The 14321-nt window shown below is 71.2% G+C and carries 16 protein-coding genes; 4 read left to right on the top strand and 12 right to left on the bottom strand.

Going from position 1 to position 14321, the window contains the following annotated elements:
- Window position 1 precedes the first annotated feature (1 nt).
- Together BSB02_RS22340 and BSB02_RS22345 are read right to left on the bottom strand one after the other, a co-directional pair.
- Window positions 2-781, bottom strand: coding sequence for an ABC transporter permease (locus BSB02_RS22340; protein WP_084961441.1), 780 nt, complete (start codon window positions 779-781; stop codon window positions 2-4).
- A complete protein-coding gene (locus BSB02_RS22345) occupies window positions 778-1731 on the bottom strand; it encodes an ATP-binding cassette domain-containing protein (RefSeq protein ID WP_084961442.1) in 954 nt (317 codons plus the stop codon). Before BSB02_RS22345 ends, BSB02_RS22340 begins: the two co-directional genes overlap by 4 nt.
- 48 nt (window positions 1732-1779) lie before the next feature.
- Here BSB02_RS22345 and BSB02_RS22350 point away from each other — a divergent pair, with 48 nt between their 5' ends.
- From BSB02_RS22350 to BSB02_RS22365, 3 genes are all read left to right on the top strand, one after another.
- The gene (locus tag BSB02_RS22350; RefSeq protein WP_084961444.1) at window positions 1780-2544 is read left to right on the top strand and encodes a TetR/AcrR family transcriptional regulator; all 765 of its coding nucleotides are present in this window, start codon (window positions 1780-1782) and stop codon (window positions 2542-2544) included.
- Window positions 2545-2870: 326 nt separating this feature from the next.
- Window positions 2871-3473 (top strand): hypothetical protein, encoded by a 603-nt coding sequence (locus BSB02_RS22360; RefSeq protein WP_084961448.1) that lies wholly within the window; start codon window positions 2871-2873, stop codon window positions 3471-3473.
- An 18-nt stretch (window positions 3474-3491) separates the two neighbouring features.
- A complete protein-coding gene (locus BSB02_RS22365; RefSeq protein WP_143590997.1) occupies window positions 3492-3776 on the top strand; it encodes a hypothetical protein in 285 nt (94 codons plus the stop codon).
- A 180-nt stretch (window positions 3777-3956) separates the two neighbouring features.
- On the opposite strand, the gene BSB02_RS22370 is transcribed toward BSB02_RS22365, so the two are convergent.
- The 6 genes from BSB02_RS22370 to BSB02_RS22395 all read right to left on the bottom strand — a co-directional run bounded on the left by BSB02_RS22370 (window position 3957) and on the right by BSB02_RS22395 (window position 8955).
- Window positions 3957-4571, bottom strand: coding sequence for a hypothetical protein (locus BSB02_RS22370; protein WP_143590999.1), 615 nt, complete (start codon window positions 4569-4571; stop codon window positions 3957-3959).
- Window positions 4568-4804 carry a hypothetical protein gene (locus BSB02_RS22375; RefSeq protein WP_084961454.1) on the bottom strand — a complete coding sequence of 79 codons (237 nt, stop codon included), beginning with the start codon at window positions 4802-4804 and terminating at the stop codon, window positions 4568-4570. The genes BSB02_RS22370 and BSB02_RS22375 overlap by 4 nt, the downstream gene beginning before the upstream one ends.
- Before the next feature lie 61 nt (window positions 4805-4865).
- Entirely contained in the window at window positions 4866-5738 is an 873-nt protein-coding gene (locus BSB02_RS22380) for a helix-turn-helix domain-containing protein (RefSeq protein WP_206184822.1), read from the bottom strand.
- Complete coding sequence (locus BSB02_RS22385) at window positions 5713-6282, bottom strand: DUF6879 family protein (RefSeq protein ID WP_143591001.1); 570 nt, start codon at window positions 6280-6282, stop codon at window positions 5713-5715. Before BSB02_RS22385 ends, BSB02_RS22380 begins: the two co-directional genes overlap by 26 nt.
- Window positions 6279-6485, bottom strand: coding sequence for a hypothetical protein (locus BSB02_RS22390; protein ID WP_084961458.1), 207 nt, complete (start codon window positions 6483-6485; stop codon window positions 6279-6281). The genes BSB02_RS22385 and BSB02_RS22390 overlap by 4 nt, the downstream gene beginning before the upstream one ends.
- 241 nt (window positions 6486-6726) lie before the next feature.
- Window positions 6727-8955 carry an ATP-binding cassette domain-containing protein gene (locus BSB02_RS22395; RefSeq protein ID WP_084961459.1) on the bottom strand — a complete coding sequence of 743 codons (2229 nt, stop codon included), beginning with the start codon at window positions 8953-8955 and terminating at the stop codon, window positions 6727-6729.
- A 63-nt stretch (window positions 8956-9018) separates the two neighbouring features.
- On the opposite strand from BSB02_RS22395, the gene BSB02_RS22400 reads away from it, so the two are divergent.
- Window positions 9019-9972, top strand: a complete 954-nt coding sequence (locus BSB02_RS22400) for a helix-turn-helix transcriptional regulator (RefSeq protein ID WP_084961461.1) — start codon at window positions 9019-9021, stop codon at window positions 9970-9972.
- 8 nt (window positions 9973-9980) lie between these two features.
- On the opposite strand, the gene BSB02_RS22405 is transcribed toward BSB02_RS22400, so the two are convergent.
- The 4 genes from BSB02_RS22405 to BSB02_RS22420 all read right to left on the bottom strand — a co-directional run bounded on the left by BSB02_RS22405 (window position 9981) and on the right by BSB02_RS22420 (window position 14312).
- Window positions 9981-10565: a GTP-binding protein gene (locus BSB02_RS22405; protein ID WP_084961463.1), complete on the bottom strand. Its 585-nt coding sequence runs from the start codon at window positions 10563-10565 to the stop codon at window positions 9981-9983.
- Entirely contained in the window at window positions 10546-10911 is a 366-nt protein-coding gene (locus tag BSB02_RS22410) for a DUF742 domain-containing protein (RefSeq protein ID WP_084961557.1), read from the bottom strand. Before BSB02_RS22410 ends, BSB02_RS22405 begins: the two co-directional genes overlap by 20 nt.
- A gap of 4 nt (window positions 10912-10915) precedes the next feature.
- Window positions 10916-11338 carry a roadblock/LC7 domain-containing protein gene (locus BSB02_RS22415; protein ID WP_084961465.1) on the bottom strand — a complete coding sequence of 141 codons (423 nt, stop codon included), beginning with the start codon at window positions 11336-11338 and terminating at the stop codon, window positions 10916-10918.
- Window positions 11339-11417: 79 nt separating this feature from the next.
- Complete coding sequence (locus BSB02_RS22420) at window positions 11418-14312, bottom strand: sensor histidine kinase (RefSeq protein ID WP_158088702.1); 2895 nt, start codon at window positions 14310-14312, stop codon at window positions 11418-11420.
- Between the last annotated feature and the right edge of the window lie 9 nt (window positions 14313-14321).

Here is a 14321-nt window from a genome sequence, read left to right on the forward strand (position 1 = left end):
GTCACCGGCCCAGCCGCCGGAAGGCCCGCACCGACAGCGGGAAGAACACCGCCGCCAGCGCCACGGGCCAGACCACGGCCATGAGCACCGCGTGCTGCGCCACCCACGACTCACCGCCCCACGACGGGTTGCCGAACAGCTCCCGTACGGCGGCGACCGTGGAGGACATGGGGTTCCACTCCGCGAGCGCCCCCAGCCAGCCCGGCATGGTCCCGGGGGCGACGAAGGCGTTGGACAGGAAGCCGACCGGGAACTCCAGCGTCTGCACGGCCAGCAGGGCGCCCTGCTCCCTGACCACCAGCCCGAGGTAGATGCCGGCCCACAGCAGGGCGAAGCGCAGCAGCAACAGCAGCCCGACCGCCGCCGCGGCGCCCGCGAGGCCGCCCTCGGGCCGCCACCCCACGGCCAGGCCGCAGCCCAGCATGAGGACCAGCAGCACCGCCGACTGCAGCATGTCGGCGATGCAGCGGCCCAGCAGCACGCCGGAGGAGGCCATCGGCAGCGAGCGGAAGCGGTCCATGACGCCGCGGTCGAGGTCCGTGGTCACCGCGATCATCGTGGCGCTCAGCCCGAACAGCATCGTCATGCCGTACATGCCGGGCATGAGGAAGGCGAAGTAGTCCGCGCCCGGCGGCACCGCGACCGCGCCGCCGAACAGGTAGCCGAACACCAGCGTGATGAAGACGGGGAAGATCAGCCCGAACACCGCGCCGATGGGCTGGGCGACCCAGTGCAGCAGGTCCCTGCGGGCCACCGTCCAGCCGTCCGCCAGCGCCGTCATACGCCCGCCTCCTTCTCGCTCTTCGCGCCGTGCCCGCCTGTCTGATCCCTGTCGGTCAGGTCGAGGAACACCTCGTCCAGCGTCGGGCGGCGGACCGCGATGTCCTCGACGTCCTCGCCCAGCACCGACAGCGCCGCCGTGATCGCCGCGATCCGGTCGGAGACCGGGACGCTGACGCGCCGGGTGTCGCGGTCGGTCTCGGCGGCCGTCCCGGCGATCGACGACAGCGCCCGGGCGGCCCGCTCCAGCGCCTCCTCCCGGCGGACGACCACGTCCAGCCGGTCTCCCCCGAGCCGGGACTTCAGCTCGGCGGGCGTGCCCTCGGCGACGACCCGGCCGGCGTCGATCACCGCGATCCGGTCGGCCAGCTGATCGGCCTCCTCCAGGTACTGGGTCGTGAGCAGCACCGTGGCGCCCAGCTCGCGCACCGACTGCCACACCTGGCTGCGGCTGCGGGGATCCAGCCCGGTGGTCGGCTCGTCCAGGAACAGCACGGGCGGCGACAGGATGAGGCTCGCCGCCAGGTCCAGGCGGCGGCGCATGCCGCCCGAGTAGTGCTTGACCGGCTTGCTCCCGGTGTCGGCCAGGCCGAAGCGCTCCAGCAGCTCCTCCGCGCGCCGGCGGGCCTGGCGGGGGCTCAGCTGGTAGAGCCGGCCGAACAGCTCCAGGTTCTGCCGCCCGCTGAGGATCTCGTCGACCGCGGCGTGCTGGCCCACCAGGCCGATGCTCCGCCGTACCTGCTTGGGCTGCCTGGCCACGTCGTAGCCCGCCACGCGGGCGGTGCCGGCGTCGTGGGCCAGCAGCGTGGTCAGGATGCGCACCGCCGTGGTCTTGCCCGCGCCGTTCGGGCCGAGGAGCCCGTAGATGACGCCTTCCGGCACCTCCAGGTCGAAGCCGTCGAGCGCCGGTTTGCCCCTGAAGCTCTTGCGTAGGCCGTCCGCTTGAATCATACGCTGTACCGTACATCATACGATCCAGTGACCGCTACCGTACGGTGTATGACAGTGGAGTACTCGGGCAAGGGGGATCCGGCCCGCAGCCTGGCCCTGCTCTGGCGCACCAGCGAGAAGCCCAGCCGCAAGGGCAAGCCGGAGCTCAGCGTGGCGCGCATCGTCCAGGCGGCCATCGAGATCGCCGACGAGGAGGGGCTGCAGGCGCTGTCGATGCGCCGCGTCGCCGAGAAGCTCGGCGTGGGCACCATGTCCCTGTACACCTACGTGCCCGGCAAGCCCGAGCTGCTGGACGTCATGTTCGACACCGTGGTCGGCGAGACCCTGCGCCCAGCCGACGTGCCCGAGGGCTGGCGCGCCCGCCTGGAGCACGTCGCCAGGGAGAACTGGGCCATGTACCTGCGCCATCCCTGGCTGCTGCAGGTCGCGACCACGCGCCCGGTCCTCGGCCCCAACGTGGTCGCCAAGTACGAGTACGAGCTGCGCGCCGTGGACGGCATCGGGCTGACCGACCTGGAGATGGACCTGGTGGTCACGCTGATCTCGGGTTTCGTGCACGGTACGGCACGCGGCGCGGTCGACATGGCCCAGGCCGAGCGCGCCACGGGCGTGTCCGACGAGCAGTGGTGGGCGACGCACGCGCCCTTCCTCGGCAAGATGATGGACCCCGGCCGCTTCCCGCTGGCCAGCCGCGTCGGGCAGGCCGCCGGGGAGGCCTACCAGGCCGCCACGAGCCCGGAGCGCGCCTTCGAGTTCGGCCTGCAGCGCATCCTCGACGGGATCCAGGTGCTGATCGACTCCAGGCGGGCATAGGCCCGGCCATGCCCGTACACCGTGGGCCCGGCCAGGTCGGGCACGAGCCCGGCGGGCGCGCCCAGCGTCAGCTCCACCAGCCGGTCGGCCACCTCCCGCGCGTCCACCGGCTCGAACCGCAGCCCGCACGAGGTTCCGGGTCGCCACGCCGTAGCCCCTGGGGCCGCCCGCCAGGTGCAGGATCACGTCGGCGCCGTCCACCGAGGCCTCGACCCCCCTTCGTCGCGGCATGAGCGGCGCTTCATGGAGATACCCCTCGAGCCACCAGGCCCCTGCGTGCAGCCCTGTGCCGCCAAGGCCGAGCCGGGCTTCCGGTCGAGCCGGGGTTGCTGATATGCCTGGTCGGCAAGTCCCGGCTCCGCCGCGACTTCAGCGACCTTCCCACCGTCGCCCGCTGGCTGGCCGCCCACATCGCGCCGGGCACCACCGGCGGCGAGCGCGTCTCCGGCAGCCGGGAGGCGCCCGTCCCAGTACGGCTGGACGTGCTGTCGATGCTCCATCATGTTCACGACCCCGGCCGCGACCAGACCGGGCCGCCGTCGATCCCGGCCACCTTGAAGTCGTGGATCCGGCTGATCTGCGAGCATCGGGGCCTGGGCTACCCGATGCTGCCCGACATCGCCGCCATGTGCAGCTGGCTGCTGACCCACGTCGAATGGGCCGCCGCCCGGCCGTGGATCGGCGACTTCATGGACGAGGTCGCCGGCCTGCGGCGTGCCGCTCACGGCCTGGTCCCGTGGAGCGTGGCCGTCGAGCCGATCGTGGACGTGCCCTGCCCCAAGTGCGACCTGCGGGCGCTGTTCCGCACGGCCGGGTCGGACTGGATCGAGTGCGACGACGATGAGCTGGTTGGCGGCTGCGGCCACCTGATGAGCCGCGAGGAGTACCAGCGGCACGTCGAGCGCTTGTTGGATGCGAAAACGAAGTGAGGCACTACCATCATGTTCATGAGAAACCCTGGGCGTCAGCCGGACCCGAGCGAGCGCATCGCAGCCGAGGCCGAGTTCGCCGAGGCGGCCCGGCAGTACTACGAGGGGATCGCCGAGCCGACGCGGAGGTTCCACGAGGCCATCGCCAAGGCGTCCGGCCCGCCGCCGAGCGAACCTGGCATGGACAAGTCCTTGGTGACCCGCCAGCGCATCTCGGAGATCACCAAGGAGATGGACCCGACCGGCGAAGGGCTGACGGTGTACGCCATCCGCGGGATTGTGGACGCCGTGCGGACGCCGTAGATTAGGCGCGGGAGTTGAGCTGTCATTCACCTCGCATCGAGGCCCTCCGAGCCACCGGCTCGGAGGGCCTCGATCATATTCGCGGCTGTGGAAGGTGGCCCTGCCCCCGCGCCCTCCGACTCGGAGGCAAGGCCACCACCCGGCCCGCCGCTCCGGGATCGGTGCGACGGGCCGGGCAGCTTAAGGAATCGGCTCCGGCTGCATGCCGGAGAGCTGGACGACGAGCTGGGTGGCCAGCACGAAGGGATGGCGGGCGAACTCGTCGAACCCGACGAACTCGTTGTGCCCCACCGGCAGGGCGACGCCGCCGAGGCTGGGCTCGAACACCTCGGCCAGCACGCCCGCCGGCTCGGCCCTCGTGGCGGTGTACACGGTGGCCGACTTGCGCAGCTGCGGGCACCACCGCAGCGATTCGGGGATGCAGCGGGGACAGGTGGGCGGCGCATTGGTCAGCCCGCCGTCGTCGCCGATCGCGCGGAACGCGGTCTCAGTGATCACCCACCAGGTCCGCCCCGTCTCCAGGTCACCGGCAGGACGCCCGCAGACCTGACACAGGTGACGCTCCATGCAGCGGCGTTGCCGCCGGGAGTTCAGCAACCGCCACATCGGCTCGCCGCGCCGGTTGAGCTTTACCCGCGCCCACAGCAGGTCGTTGACGCGGTCATCCGGCAGGGGATCGGGATAGTCCAGCCGCAGGCCGCCGGAGGCGCGATGCGGGACGAACACCAGGCGGTGCGGAACGGCTTCGCCCGACCAGGCGATCACGTACGGGACGGTCATCGCCGTCGACGTCATCGCGGGTCCCATGCCAGTTTCCAGGCGTGCGCGATCCGCTCGACCGCCGCCTTCGCGTGGAGATCGTCGAGCGTGTCGGCTTCGATCACCGCGCCCGAGCAGCGGTGACGGCCATACAGCCTGCCCGCATCGTCCACCCACGTCTCAAACTCGGGTACTTCGGGGGCGTACCACGGCATCGACACGGGCCGCATCGCCTGCTGGGCAGGGGTTTCAGGCTGTCGGGAGGGCATGTCTTCGACGCTAGGAGCGGCAATACCAGCGTCTCAAGGAGATTGCTCGCTATTGCTCGACCTACGGCCCGGGTTGCTGCTCGTCTTCCGGGAAGAAGGTGGTGGCGAGATCGTCGAGCACCCGGGTCATGAGGGCGCGGGCCTGTTTGCCGTACACGGCGGTCTTGTGCATAAGGTCGAAGATCTTGCCGTAGAGGGCGATCTCCTCCGGCTGGATGAGCGACAGCTCGGCGGCGAAGGTCTCCACGGTCACCAACTGCTCGCCGTACAGCCAAAAACCGTGCACGGGCGTCTTGGGCAGCCGCGCGGTCCAGGGGATGACGCCCAACGCCACGTTCGGGAGTGTGGCGCTGGCCACCAGCCGCTCGATCTGGCCCATCATCACCTCCGGCGGGCACATGAGGTTCCGCAGCGCGCTCTCACACAGGACGAAGTGGAAGCGATGACCGGGCCGGTACAGGATCTCCTGCCGCTCCATCCGCGCCTGGACTCCGGCCTCGAGGTCGTCCAGCACGCCGTGGACGGCGATGGCCTGGGCGAACAGATGACGGGCGTACTCGCGGGTCTGGAGCAGCCCCGGCACGGTGGCGGGCTCGAAGACACGCAGCAGTTCGGTTTCGGCCTCGATGGCGGCAATCTGGCGTTGCCGGTCCCGCGTTCCGGCGCGAAGCTGCCGATGCCAGGCGGCGTAGGCGAGTTCGAGGCTGCGCAGCTGAGCCAAGAGCGAGGGAAGCTGGTCGGCGGCGTCGCAGGCGCGCGCCCACTGCTGAAGATCGGCCTCAGTGGGGGTCTGCTTGCCCAGCTCGATCTTGGAGATTTTGGTGGCGATCCAGCCGAGACGCTGCGCGAGCTGCTTGCCGTTCAGTCCAGCGTCTTTGCGCAGCTCGCGCAGTCGTGCACCGAGCGCTTCACGCGCTTGGCGGATGTTCGCCAAGGCCAGCCCACTTCTTGACGTACACCGGATAGGGGACCGCGTGCTGCCAGGCCAGCTGCTGCCCGGACCGGTAGCGTGCCAGGGTGGCCGGCTCGTCGGTCAGCTCCATGCCGGTCAGCACGTCATCGTCGTCGAACCGCAGCACCACGGCCACGGCCCCATCGAACAGCCAGTAGTCCTCGCCCGGCAAGTCCAGCGTGGCCGCCTGCTCACGGGGCAGATACCGGATGTCCTCGCCGGCCTCGGCGTTGCCGGCGTTGAGGGTGAGTTCGAACTGGATGTAGCGCGAGGGCGGCTCGCTGACCACGCGGACACGCTCGACCTGCCGCCCGGACGTGGTGGCGTCCTTCATCAGCTGCATCCAGACGGCGCGCTGAACGCGGTTGAGCTCCTCCAGCCGCGCCCAGTCTGCGGCGAGGAAGGCTTCCCAGCGCTCCCGCTCGGCCGCCACGTTGTAGCGGTCCCGCAGCTCCAGCCGGAACGCACCCCGCCGCATGGTGCGGAACAGGTCGAGAAACTCCTCATTGTGAACCGGACGCCTCACGATGCTTCTCGCCAAAGCTCCAGAACGTCTGGCGGTACCTCTACGATCGTCTCGTCCGGGGCGAGGTCTCGCACATCGGCGAGCGCGTCGGGGTCGGTGACGATCTTTCCTTGGACGACGACGGTGCCGCGGTCGGTCCGGTAGAGGGCGGGGCAACTTCCCTCGTTGCTGGTGTTGGTCTTGCCCAGGTAGGTCAAGCGCATGCTCACTCCTGAGGGATTGCTCGCGATTGCTCGCTGCCGCCTCAATGCTTCCTCAGCAGGCCGGGCGCGTCAATGGAAACAGCCGAACTTGCTGGGTCGCGCGGCCGACCAGCGCCTTGGCCAGATCCTCCGAGAGCTCCGCCTCTCGCGCGGTTAGACCCTGGAGGACGTCGCCGATGGCGTGGACGACCTCGGCGCGTGTGCCTGAACGTGTCGCCCGGACGGCGGCGGGCGGGCGCGCTCAGCGGGCGTGTACGGCGTCCGCGGTGGCCGTGCCGCACAACCCGGCCACCGGACCCTGGTAGAGCACCTGCCCGCCGTGCCTGCCCGGCCCGGGGCCGAGGTCGATGACCCAGTCCGCATGCCGTATCACGTCGACGTTGTGCTCGATGACCACGACCGTGTGGCCCCGGTCGACGAGCTGGTCGAGGATGCCGAGCAGGGTGGCGATGTCGCGCAGGTGCAGGCCGGTCGTGGGCTCGTCGAGCACGTAGAGGGTGGGTTCTGCGGCGTCGCGCAGTTCCTTGGCGATCTTGACGCGCTGGCTCTCGCCGCCCGACAGCGTCGTCAGCGGCTGGCCGAGGCGCAGGTAGCCGAGCCCGACCTGGTCGAGGTGGTGCAGCGCCTGCTTGATCGCCCGGTCGGGCAGCGCGTCGATGGCGTCGGCGATCGTCAGCTCGTCGACGTCGGCGATCGACAGCCCGTTGACGGTGTGCTCGAGCACCTCGGGCGTGAAGCGGCGGCCCTGGCAGGTCTCGCAGACGGTCTCCTGGCCGTCCATGAACGCCAGGTCGGTGTAGATGACGCCCAAGCCCTTGCAGTCGGGGCAGGCGCCTTCGGAGTTCGCGCTGAAGAAGGCGGCGGGCAGCCCGCTCCGCCTGGCGAACAGGCGGCGGATCGGGATGGCGATGCCCGTGTAGGTGATGGGCGTGGAGCGGCGGTTCGCGCCGACCGGACGCTGATCGATCACGATCGCGCCCCGCTGGGCGACCAGCTCGGCCGCCAGGCTCGACTTGCCCGAGCCGGCGACGCCGGTCAGGACCGTCAGCACGCCGGCGGGGAAGCCGACGGTCAGGTTCTTGAGGTTGTTGCTGGTCGCGCCGGTCACGGTGATCGTGCCCTTGGGAGTGCGCGGGTCGGTGTTGATCGGCGTCTGGGCGGCCAGGGCGGCGGCGGTGGCCGTACCGGCCTGCTTGAGACCGTCGAAGGCGCCCTGGAACACCAGCTCGCCGCCGCCCGCCCCGGCGTCGGGCCCGATCTCGACGATCTGGTCGGCCACCGCCATCACCGCGGGGTCGTGCTCGACGACCAGCACGGTGTTGCCCTGGTCGCGGAGCCGCCGGAGCAGGGTGATCATGGAGGCGACGTCGTGGGGGTGCAGGCCCACGGTCGGCTCGTCGAAGACGTACAGCATCTCGATGAGGCTGCTGCCGAGGTGCTTGACCGTCTTGATCCGCTGGGACTCGCCGCCGGACAGCGTCGCCGTACCCCGGCCGAGGTGGAGGTAGCCGAGCCCGATGGTGATCATGGCGCCGAGCCGGTCGAGCAGGGCCTGCTTGACCGGCGCGACCGCCGGTTCCGTCACGCGCCCGACCAGCTCGGCCAGCTCGGTGATCTCCATGCGGGCCAGCTCGCCGATCGTGTGGCCGAGGACCGTGGCGGTACGGCCGGCCTCGTTGAGCCGGTCGCCGTGACACTCCGGGCAGGTCTCCGAGCGGGTGAACCGGGCGATCGTCTCCTGCTTGCGCTCGGAGAGGTTGTCGGAGGTGTGCAGGTAGATGCGCTCGAAGCGCTGCACGATGCCCTCGTAGTCCTTGGGCGGCCGGGTGCCCAGGCGGGCGGCGTGCTCTCCGCCGTACAGCAGGGCCTGCCGCTCCTCTTCGGTCCAGTCGCGGAGCGGGGTGTCGGGGTCGAAGCTGCCGATGTCGGCGTACAGGCTGTACCAGTACCCGCCGTTGCCGAAGCCGGGCAGCAGGATCGCCCCCTCGGCCAGCGACCTGTCCAGGTCGAGGAACCGGTCGACGGCGCTCACCACCACCTCGCCCAGCCCTGAGCAGGTCGGGCACATGCCGGCCGGGTCGTTGAAGGAGAAGTGGTTGGACTCGCCCACGTGCGGCGTGCTGATCCGGGAGAACAGCAGCCGCAGGTAGGTCCAGGCGTCGGTGATGGTGCCGACCGTCGATCGGGCGTTGCCGCCGAGCCTGCGCTGGTCGATCACGATCACGGGCGACAGCCCCTTGATGTCGTCCACGTCCGGGCGGGTCCACTTGGGCAGCCGGTTGCGGGTGAAGGGCGGGAAGGTCTCGTTGAGCTGGTGGCCGGCTTCGGCCGCGATCGTGTCGAAGACGAGCGACGACTTGCCCGAGCCCGAGACGCCGGCGAACACGACCAGCCGGCCGCGCGGGATGTCCACGTCGAGGGACTTCAGGTTGTTGGTCCGGGCACCCCGGATGCGGATGGTTCGCCTCATGGGTGCGAGGCTAGGCAGAGATGTGGCCACAATGTGACCGCAATGGGCGGGAGGTTGAGCGGCATGGCGGACGTCACCCAGCGGATCCTCGCCCTGTTGACGACCCTCCAGTCGGGGCGGGCCTTCAGCAGCGCCGAGCTCGCGGCGCGGCTCGAGGTCAGCCCGCGCACGCTGCGCCGCGACATCGACCGCCTGCGCGGCTACGGCTACCCGGTGCAGGCCCAGCCCGGTCCCGGCGGCCACTACCGCCTGACGGCCGGCAACGCCATGCCGCCGCTGGTCCTGGACGACGACGAGGCCGTCGCCACCCTGCTCGGCCTGGCCACCCTGGCGGCGACGGGCAGCGCCACCGGAGGCAGCGTGGGCGAGGCCGCGACCCGCGCCTATGGCAAGGTCGACCAGCTCCTGCCCCGGCGCCTGCGCCACCGCGCCGCCCAGCTGCGCGCCAGCCTGGAGACCAGCACGACCGTCGCTCCCGCCGCCGGCGCCGAGGACCTCGCCACGCTGGCCGAGGCGATCCAGCGGCGGCTCGTCGTCGCCTTCGACTACCGGGGCAAGGACGGCGAAGCGGCCCGCCGCCGCGTCGAGCCGTACCGGCAGATCCACCACCTGCAACGGTGGTACCTGCTGGGGTGGGACGCCGAGAAGGACGACTGGCGGGTGTTCCGCACCGACCGGCTCACCGGGCTGGAGGTGCTGACCGGCACCTTCGCGCCCCGGCCGCTTCCGGCGGAGTCGGGGGTGGAGTACCTGCGGCAGGGCATCGGCAGGGACCGGCGGCGGGTGGTGCTGACCGTGGACGCGCCGGCGACGGCGGTGGCCGACGCCTTCAGGTACCAGGACGTGGAGGTCGCGTCCATGGAGGGTGGGCGGACACGGGTCGTCCTCATGCTGGACACCTGGCAGTGGCTGCTCGGGGGCCTGGCGTTCCTCGGCGCGGACTTCCAGATCGAGGAGCCGGAGGAGTTCCGGGAGGCGTGCCGCGCGTTCGGCGCCCGGCTGCTCGGCAGGCGGTGAGCCGGCTTCTACGCGGGCGTCCCGTACGCCGCCCGGATCCTGACCACGTGCTCCACCAGCGTGATCAGCGTCTGCTTGACGGCTTCCCTGTGCCTGGCGTCGGTCCGCACGATCGGCACGTGCGGCGACAGCGCCAGCGCCTCCCGCACCTCGTCCTCCCCGTGCAGGAACTGCCCGTCCCACCCGTTGATGGCGATGACGAAGGGCAGCTTGGCCTCTTCGAAGTAGTCGATCGCCGGGAAGCTGTCCGCGAGCCGTCGCGTGTCGACCAGCACCACGGCGCCGATCGCGCCGCGGACGAGGTCGTCCCACATGAACCAGAACCGGTGCTGTCCCGGCGTGCCGAACAGGTAGAGGATGAGGTCCCGGTCCAGCGACAACCGGCCGAAGTCCATGGCCACGGTCGTGGTCTGCTTGTTCGGGGTCATGCCGAGGTCGTCGATGCCCACGGAGGCATCGGTCATGACCGCTTCCGTGGTCAGCGGAAGGATCTCGGACACGGCGCCCACGAACGTCGTCTTACCGACGCCGAAGCCGCCCGCGACGACGATTTTCGTCGACGTCAGGCCGGGGCTAGAGCCTGCGAAGTCCACTGAGCACCCTTTCGAGCATGTTGAGGTCTGGCTGTCCCTGCTTGAGCTGTGGCTGGTGCAGGCGGACGAGTCCTTCGTCGGACATGTCCGCCACCAGCACGCGGGCAACCCCGAGCGGGACCCGCAGCAGGGCCGAGATCTCCGCCACTGAGCGGAACGTACGGCACAACTGCATGATCGCCTCCTGCTCGGGGGTGAGCAGGGCGAGCTCGTCGTCCGGGATCGACATCGAGGAGACCAGGGTCTCCATGGCCAGGTGGTAGCGAGGCTCCGACCGGCCGCCCGTCACCGCGTACGGACGGAACAGAGGCTCGTCGTCCCCCGCCCCATCGGTGCCGTACACCATCACATCACCGTGTCCTGGCTGCCTGGAGCTCAGCGCGGAGCGCCGGGGTCAGCGCCTGCCCGGCGCGGTCGACCAGCAGCGTCATCTGGTACGCCACCAGTCCCATGTCGCAGTCGGGAGCGGCCAGCACGGTCAGCACCGAACCGTCGCTGATGGCCATGACGAGCAGCAGGCCGCGCTGCATCTCGACGACGGTCTGCGTGACCGCGCCGCCCTCGAAGACGCGGGAGGCGCCGACGGTCAGGCTGAGCAGTCCGGCCGAGACGGCGGCGAGCTGGTCGGCACGGTCGGGCGGGAATCCCTCGGAGGAGGCGAGGCAGAGGCCGTCCGCCGATACCACGACGGCGTGCGCCACACCCGGGGTGTTGCGCACGAAGTCGGTGATCAGCCAGTCGAACCGGTGAGCCTCATGGCTGAGGGTCGTCACGCTTCCTCCTTCGTCGTCAGCGTGCCTGCGGGGGCAGACGCGCTCACGGCTTCCTTCGTCATCGCCGGCGATGCGGCGCTCACGATTCGTTCTCCTGTCCGGTCAGCTCCGCGCGGCCTCGCCGTACCCCTTGCTGGAAGCTGGCCATCCGGCTGCGCACGCGGTCGGCGGAGAGCCGGGGGGCCGGCGCGGGCTGCTGCTGCCCCTGGGGGACCAGGCGCCCGGCCGAGCCGGGGACCAGGTTGGCCTTGGGGGTGCGCCTGGGCAGCCCGGCGGACGTGACGCCGCCGAGGCTGGGGTCGCTCGCGGCGGCGGCGGCTCGCCATCCGGCGTCGGCTGGGGTCCGCCACACGTCCTCTCCCGAGGGTACGGCCTCGCCGTCACCGTTCTCGCCGGAGGCCGGGGCCCGGTCGGCACGGTCGGCGCGGTCGGGGTCGCGGGTGGCGTCGGGCCTGCGGAACCAGGCGGACTCGACCGCGGCGAAGATGGGCAGGTACTCGTCGGCGTCGGGCTCCAGCGGGGAGACCTCGACCGAGGGCGGGTCGGGGCGCCGGAAGTCCGCGGAGGGGTACGAGGGCGCCGCGGGCGGCGCGGGCGGCCTCGGCGCCATCGGGTCGGGGAAGTCGCCGCTGTCGCCGCGGCGGAATTCGCCGCTGTGGAACTCGCCGCTGTCCGCGCTGCGGAAGCCGCCGGCGTCATCGCGGCGGAACTCGCCGGTGTCGCCGCGCGGTTCGCGGCGGGGCAGCCGGTCCGCGGTGGGGAAGGCGCCGGTGGAGAACGCGCCCGCGTCGGAGCGCGGCTCCCGGCGCGGCAGCCGGTCGGCCGACGGGTAGTCGCCGCCGGCGAAGGACCCGCTGTCCAGGCTCGGGAACGGGCTCTCCTGGCTGGGGAAGGACGGGTGGGATCCCGGCGAGAAGCCGCCTTGCGGCTGGAAGGAGCCGGCGTCGCCGGAGAACGCGCCGAGTCCCTGCCGGAGGGGCCCGCCGCCGGCGGTGTCGTAGCCGTCCAGGGAGCCCGCGGAGGGGAAGGAGCCGTTCTGCGACGGTACGGCGGCAGCCGCGCCGCCGAAGGCCGGGCGCCCGGGCAGGGGGACCTGGGAGGCGTCGGGGATGAGCGCCGGCGGCAGCAGGACCATCGCGATGAGGCCGCTGCCCTCGCCCTTCCTGAGCTGGACGCGGATGCCGTGGCGCAGCGCCAGGCGACCGACGACGAACAGGCCCATGCGGCGGGAGACCGACACGTCGACGACGGGCGGCTCGGCCAGACGCCGGTTGGCCTCGGCGAGCTCCTCCTCGGTCATGCTGATGCCGTTGTCGCTGACCGACAGCAGCGCGCCGCCGCCCTCGATGACGCTGCTGGAGACGGTGACCTGGGAGTTCTTCGGGGAGAACTGCACGGCGTTCTCGACCAGCTCGGCGACGAGGTGCACGAGGTCGTTGGCGGCGCTGCCGACCACCATGGTGGAGCGGTGGACGCGGACCTGGACGCGCTCGTAGTCCTCGACCTCCGACAGGGCGGCGCGGACGACGTCGACGAGGCGGGCGGGCTGGCTGCGGCGGCGGGGCGGCTCGTGGCCGGCGAGGACCAGGAGGTTCTCGGAGTTGCGCCGCATGCGGGTGGCCAGGTGGTCGAGCTTGAACAGGTCGGCCAGGCGGGCGCCGTCCTGCTCGCCCTTCTCCAGGCCGTCGATGAGGGAGATCTGCCGCTCCACCAGCGTCTGGGTGCGCCGGGAGAGGTTGACGAACATGGCGCTGATGTTGCTGCGCAGCTCGGCCTCCTCGGCCGCGAGCCGTACGGCCTGGCGGTGGACCTCGTCGAAGGCCTGCGCCACCTCGCCGATCTCGTCGTTGCCCTCGACGGGGATGGGCTGGACCTCCGGCGGGGTGGACTCGCCGGACACGCGCAGGTTGCGCACCACGTCGGGCAGCCGGATACCGGCGATCTCGAGGGCTTCGGAGCGCAGGCGGCGCAGCGGCGTGACCATCGAGCGGGCCACGGCGATGGTGAACAGCAGCACCAGCAGCAACAGGAGCAGGATGGCGGCGCCGACCACGATGGCGGTCCTGAGCTCGGCGTTGCGCAGGTCGCGGGCGCGCAGCAGGGCCTTCTCCGCCAGGTCGGTCTCGACCGTCTTGCGGATCTGGTCGATGGACCAGGAGTTGTCGTTGAACCACTGGACGATGCCGTCGGGGTTGTCGGAGATGAGGTTGGGCTGGAAGGTCAGCCCGCGGCCCGCCAGCGTGATGGCGCGTCCCTTGGTCAGCTCGGCGCGGTAGTACTGCTCGCCCTCGGCCAGGGCCTTGTTGAGGTCGGCGGCGGCCTGGGGGCCGACCTCGGTGGCGAAGTTGCGCATGGCCTCGCGCTGGCGCGCGCCCATGGCCACGATGTCCTGGACTTCCTGGGGCGACAGCGGCGTCTTCTTGTAGACGGCCTGGAGCAGGGCGATGCGCTGCTCCGACAGCGACTCCTTGAAGCGGCTGAGGGCCGACAGGCCGCGCATGTAGCCGAGGATCTGGGAGTCCTGGCTGAGCAGGCTCAGCTCGTCGTGCAGGCGCAGCAGGTTGTCGATGACGCCGCCGTAGCGGGCGGTGTTCTTCTCGGCCCGGACCTGGGGCAGGTTCTTGATGGCCGAGCTGGCGTCGCGGGCCTGCTTGGCGGCGCGCTGGCCGTAGGTGTCGTCGATGACGGCCAGGTCGTTCAGCACGGTCTTGGCGAGGTCGTCGACCTCCTTGACGCGCTCCTGGGCGGGCGCCCTGAGCTGCTTGTTGCTCCGGGTGGCGTTGTACCAGCCGACGGTGTCACGCTCCAGCCCGATGGCCTGCAGCAGGTCGCGGATGTGGGCAGCTTGCTCGGCGGCGTCCGCCACGCGGGTGTAGTCGCCGACGCGGTCGACGGACTCCACGACGCGGGCGCCGGCCAGCCCCACGCCCGCGATGGTGGGTACCAGGATCAGGGCCGTCAGACGCCATCGCACACGCCAGTT

Origin of the sequence: Thermoactinospora rubra (assembly GCF_002093975.1) — a bacterium.
Classification (GTDB): domain Bacteria; phylum Actinomycetota; class Actinomycetes; order Streptosporangiales; family Streptosporangiaceae; genus Nonomuraea; species Nonomuraea rubra_A.

Excerpts from the sequence above, each read along its gene's own strand:
- BSB02_RS22340 (WP_084961441.1), bottom strand. The coding sequence starts at position 781 with ATGACGGCGCTGGCGGACGGCTGGACGGTGGCCCGCAGGGACCTGCTG.
- BSB02_RS22345 (WP_084961442.1), bottom strand. The coding sequence starts at position 1,731 with ATGATTCAAGCGGACGGCCTACGCAAGAGCTTCAGGGGCAAACCGGCG.
- BSB02_RS22350 (WP_084961444.1), top strand. The coding sequence starts at position 1,780 with ATGACAGTGGAGTACTCGGGCAAGGGGGATCCGGCCCGCAGCCTGGCC.
- BSB02_RS22365 (WP_143590997.1), top strand. The coding sequence starts at position 3,492 with ATGAGAAACCCTGGGCGTCAGCCGGACCCGAGCGAGCGCATCGCAGCC.
- BSB02_RS22370 (WP_143590999.1), bottom strand. The coding sequence starts at position 4,571 with ATGACGTCGACGGCGATGACCGTCCCGTACGTGATCGCCTGGTCGGGC.
- BSB02_RS22375 (WP_084961454.1), bottom strand. The coding sequence starts at position 4,804 with ATGCCCTCCCGACAGCCTGAAACCCCTGCCCAGCAGGCGATGCGGCCC.
- BSB02_RS22390 (WP_084961458.1), bottom strand. The coding sequence starts at position 6,485 with ATGCGCTTGACCTACCTGGGCAAGACCAACACCAGCAACGAGGGAAGT.
- BSB02_RS22395 (WP_084961459.1), bottom strand. The coding sequence starts at position 8,955 with ATGAGGCGAACCATCCGCATCCGGGGTGCCCGGACCAACAACCTGAAG.
- BSB02_RS22400 (WP_084961461.1), top strand. The coding sequence starts at position 9,019 with ATGGCGGACGTCACCCAGCGGATCCTCGCCCTGTTGACGACCCTCCAG.
- BSB02_RS22410 (WP_084961557.1), bottom strand. The coding sequence starts at position 10,911 with ATGGTGTACGGCACCGATGGGGCGGGGGACGACGAGCCTCTGTTCCGT.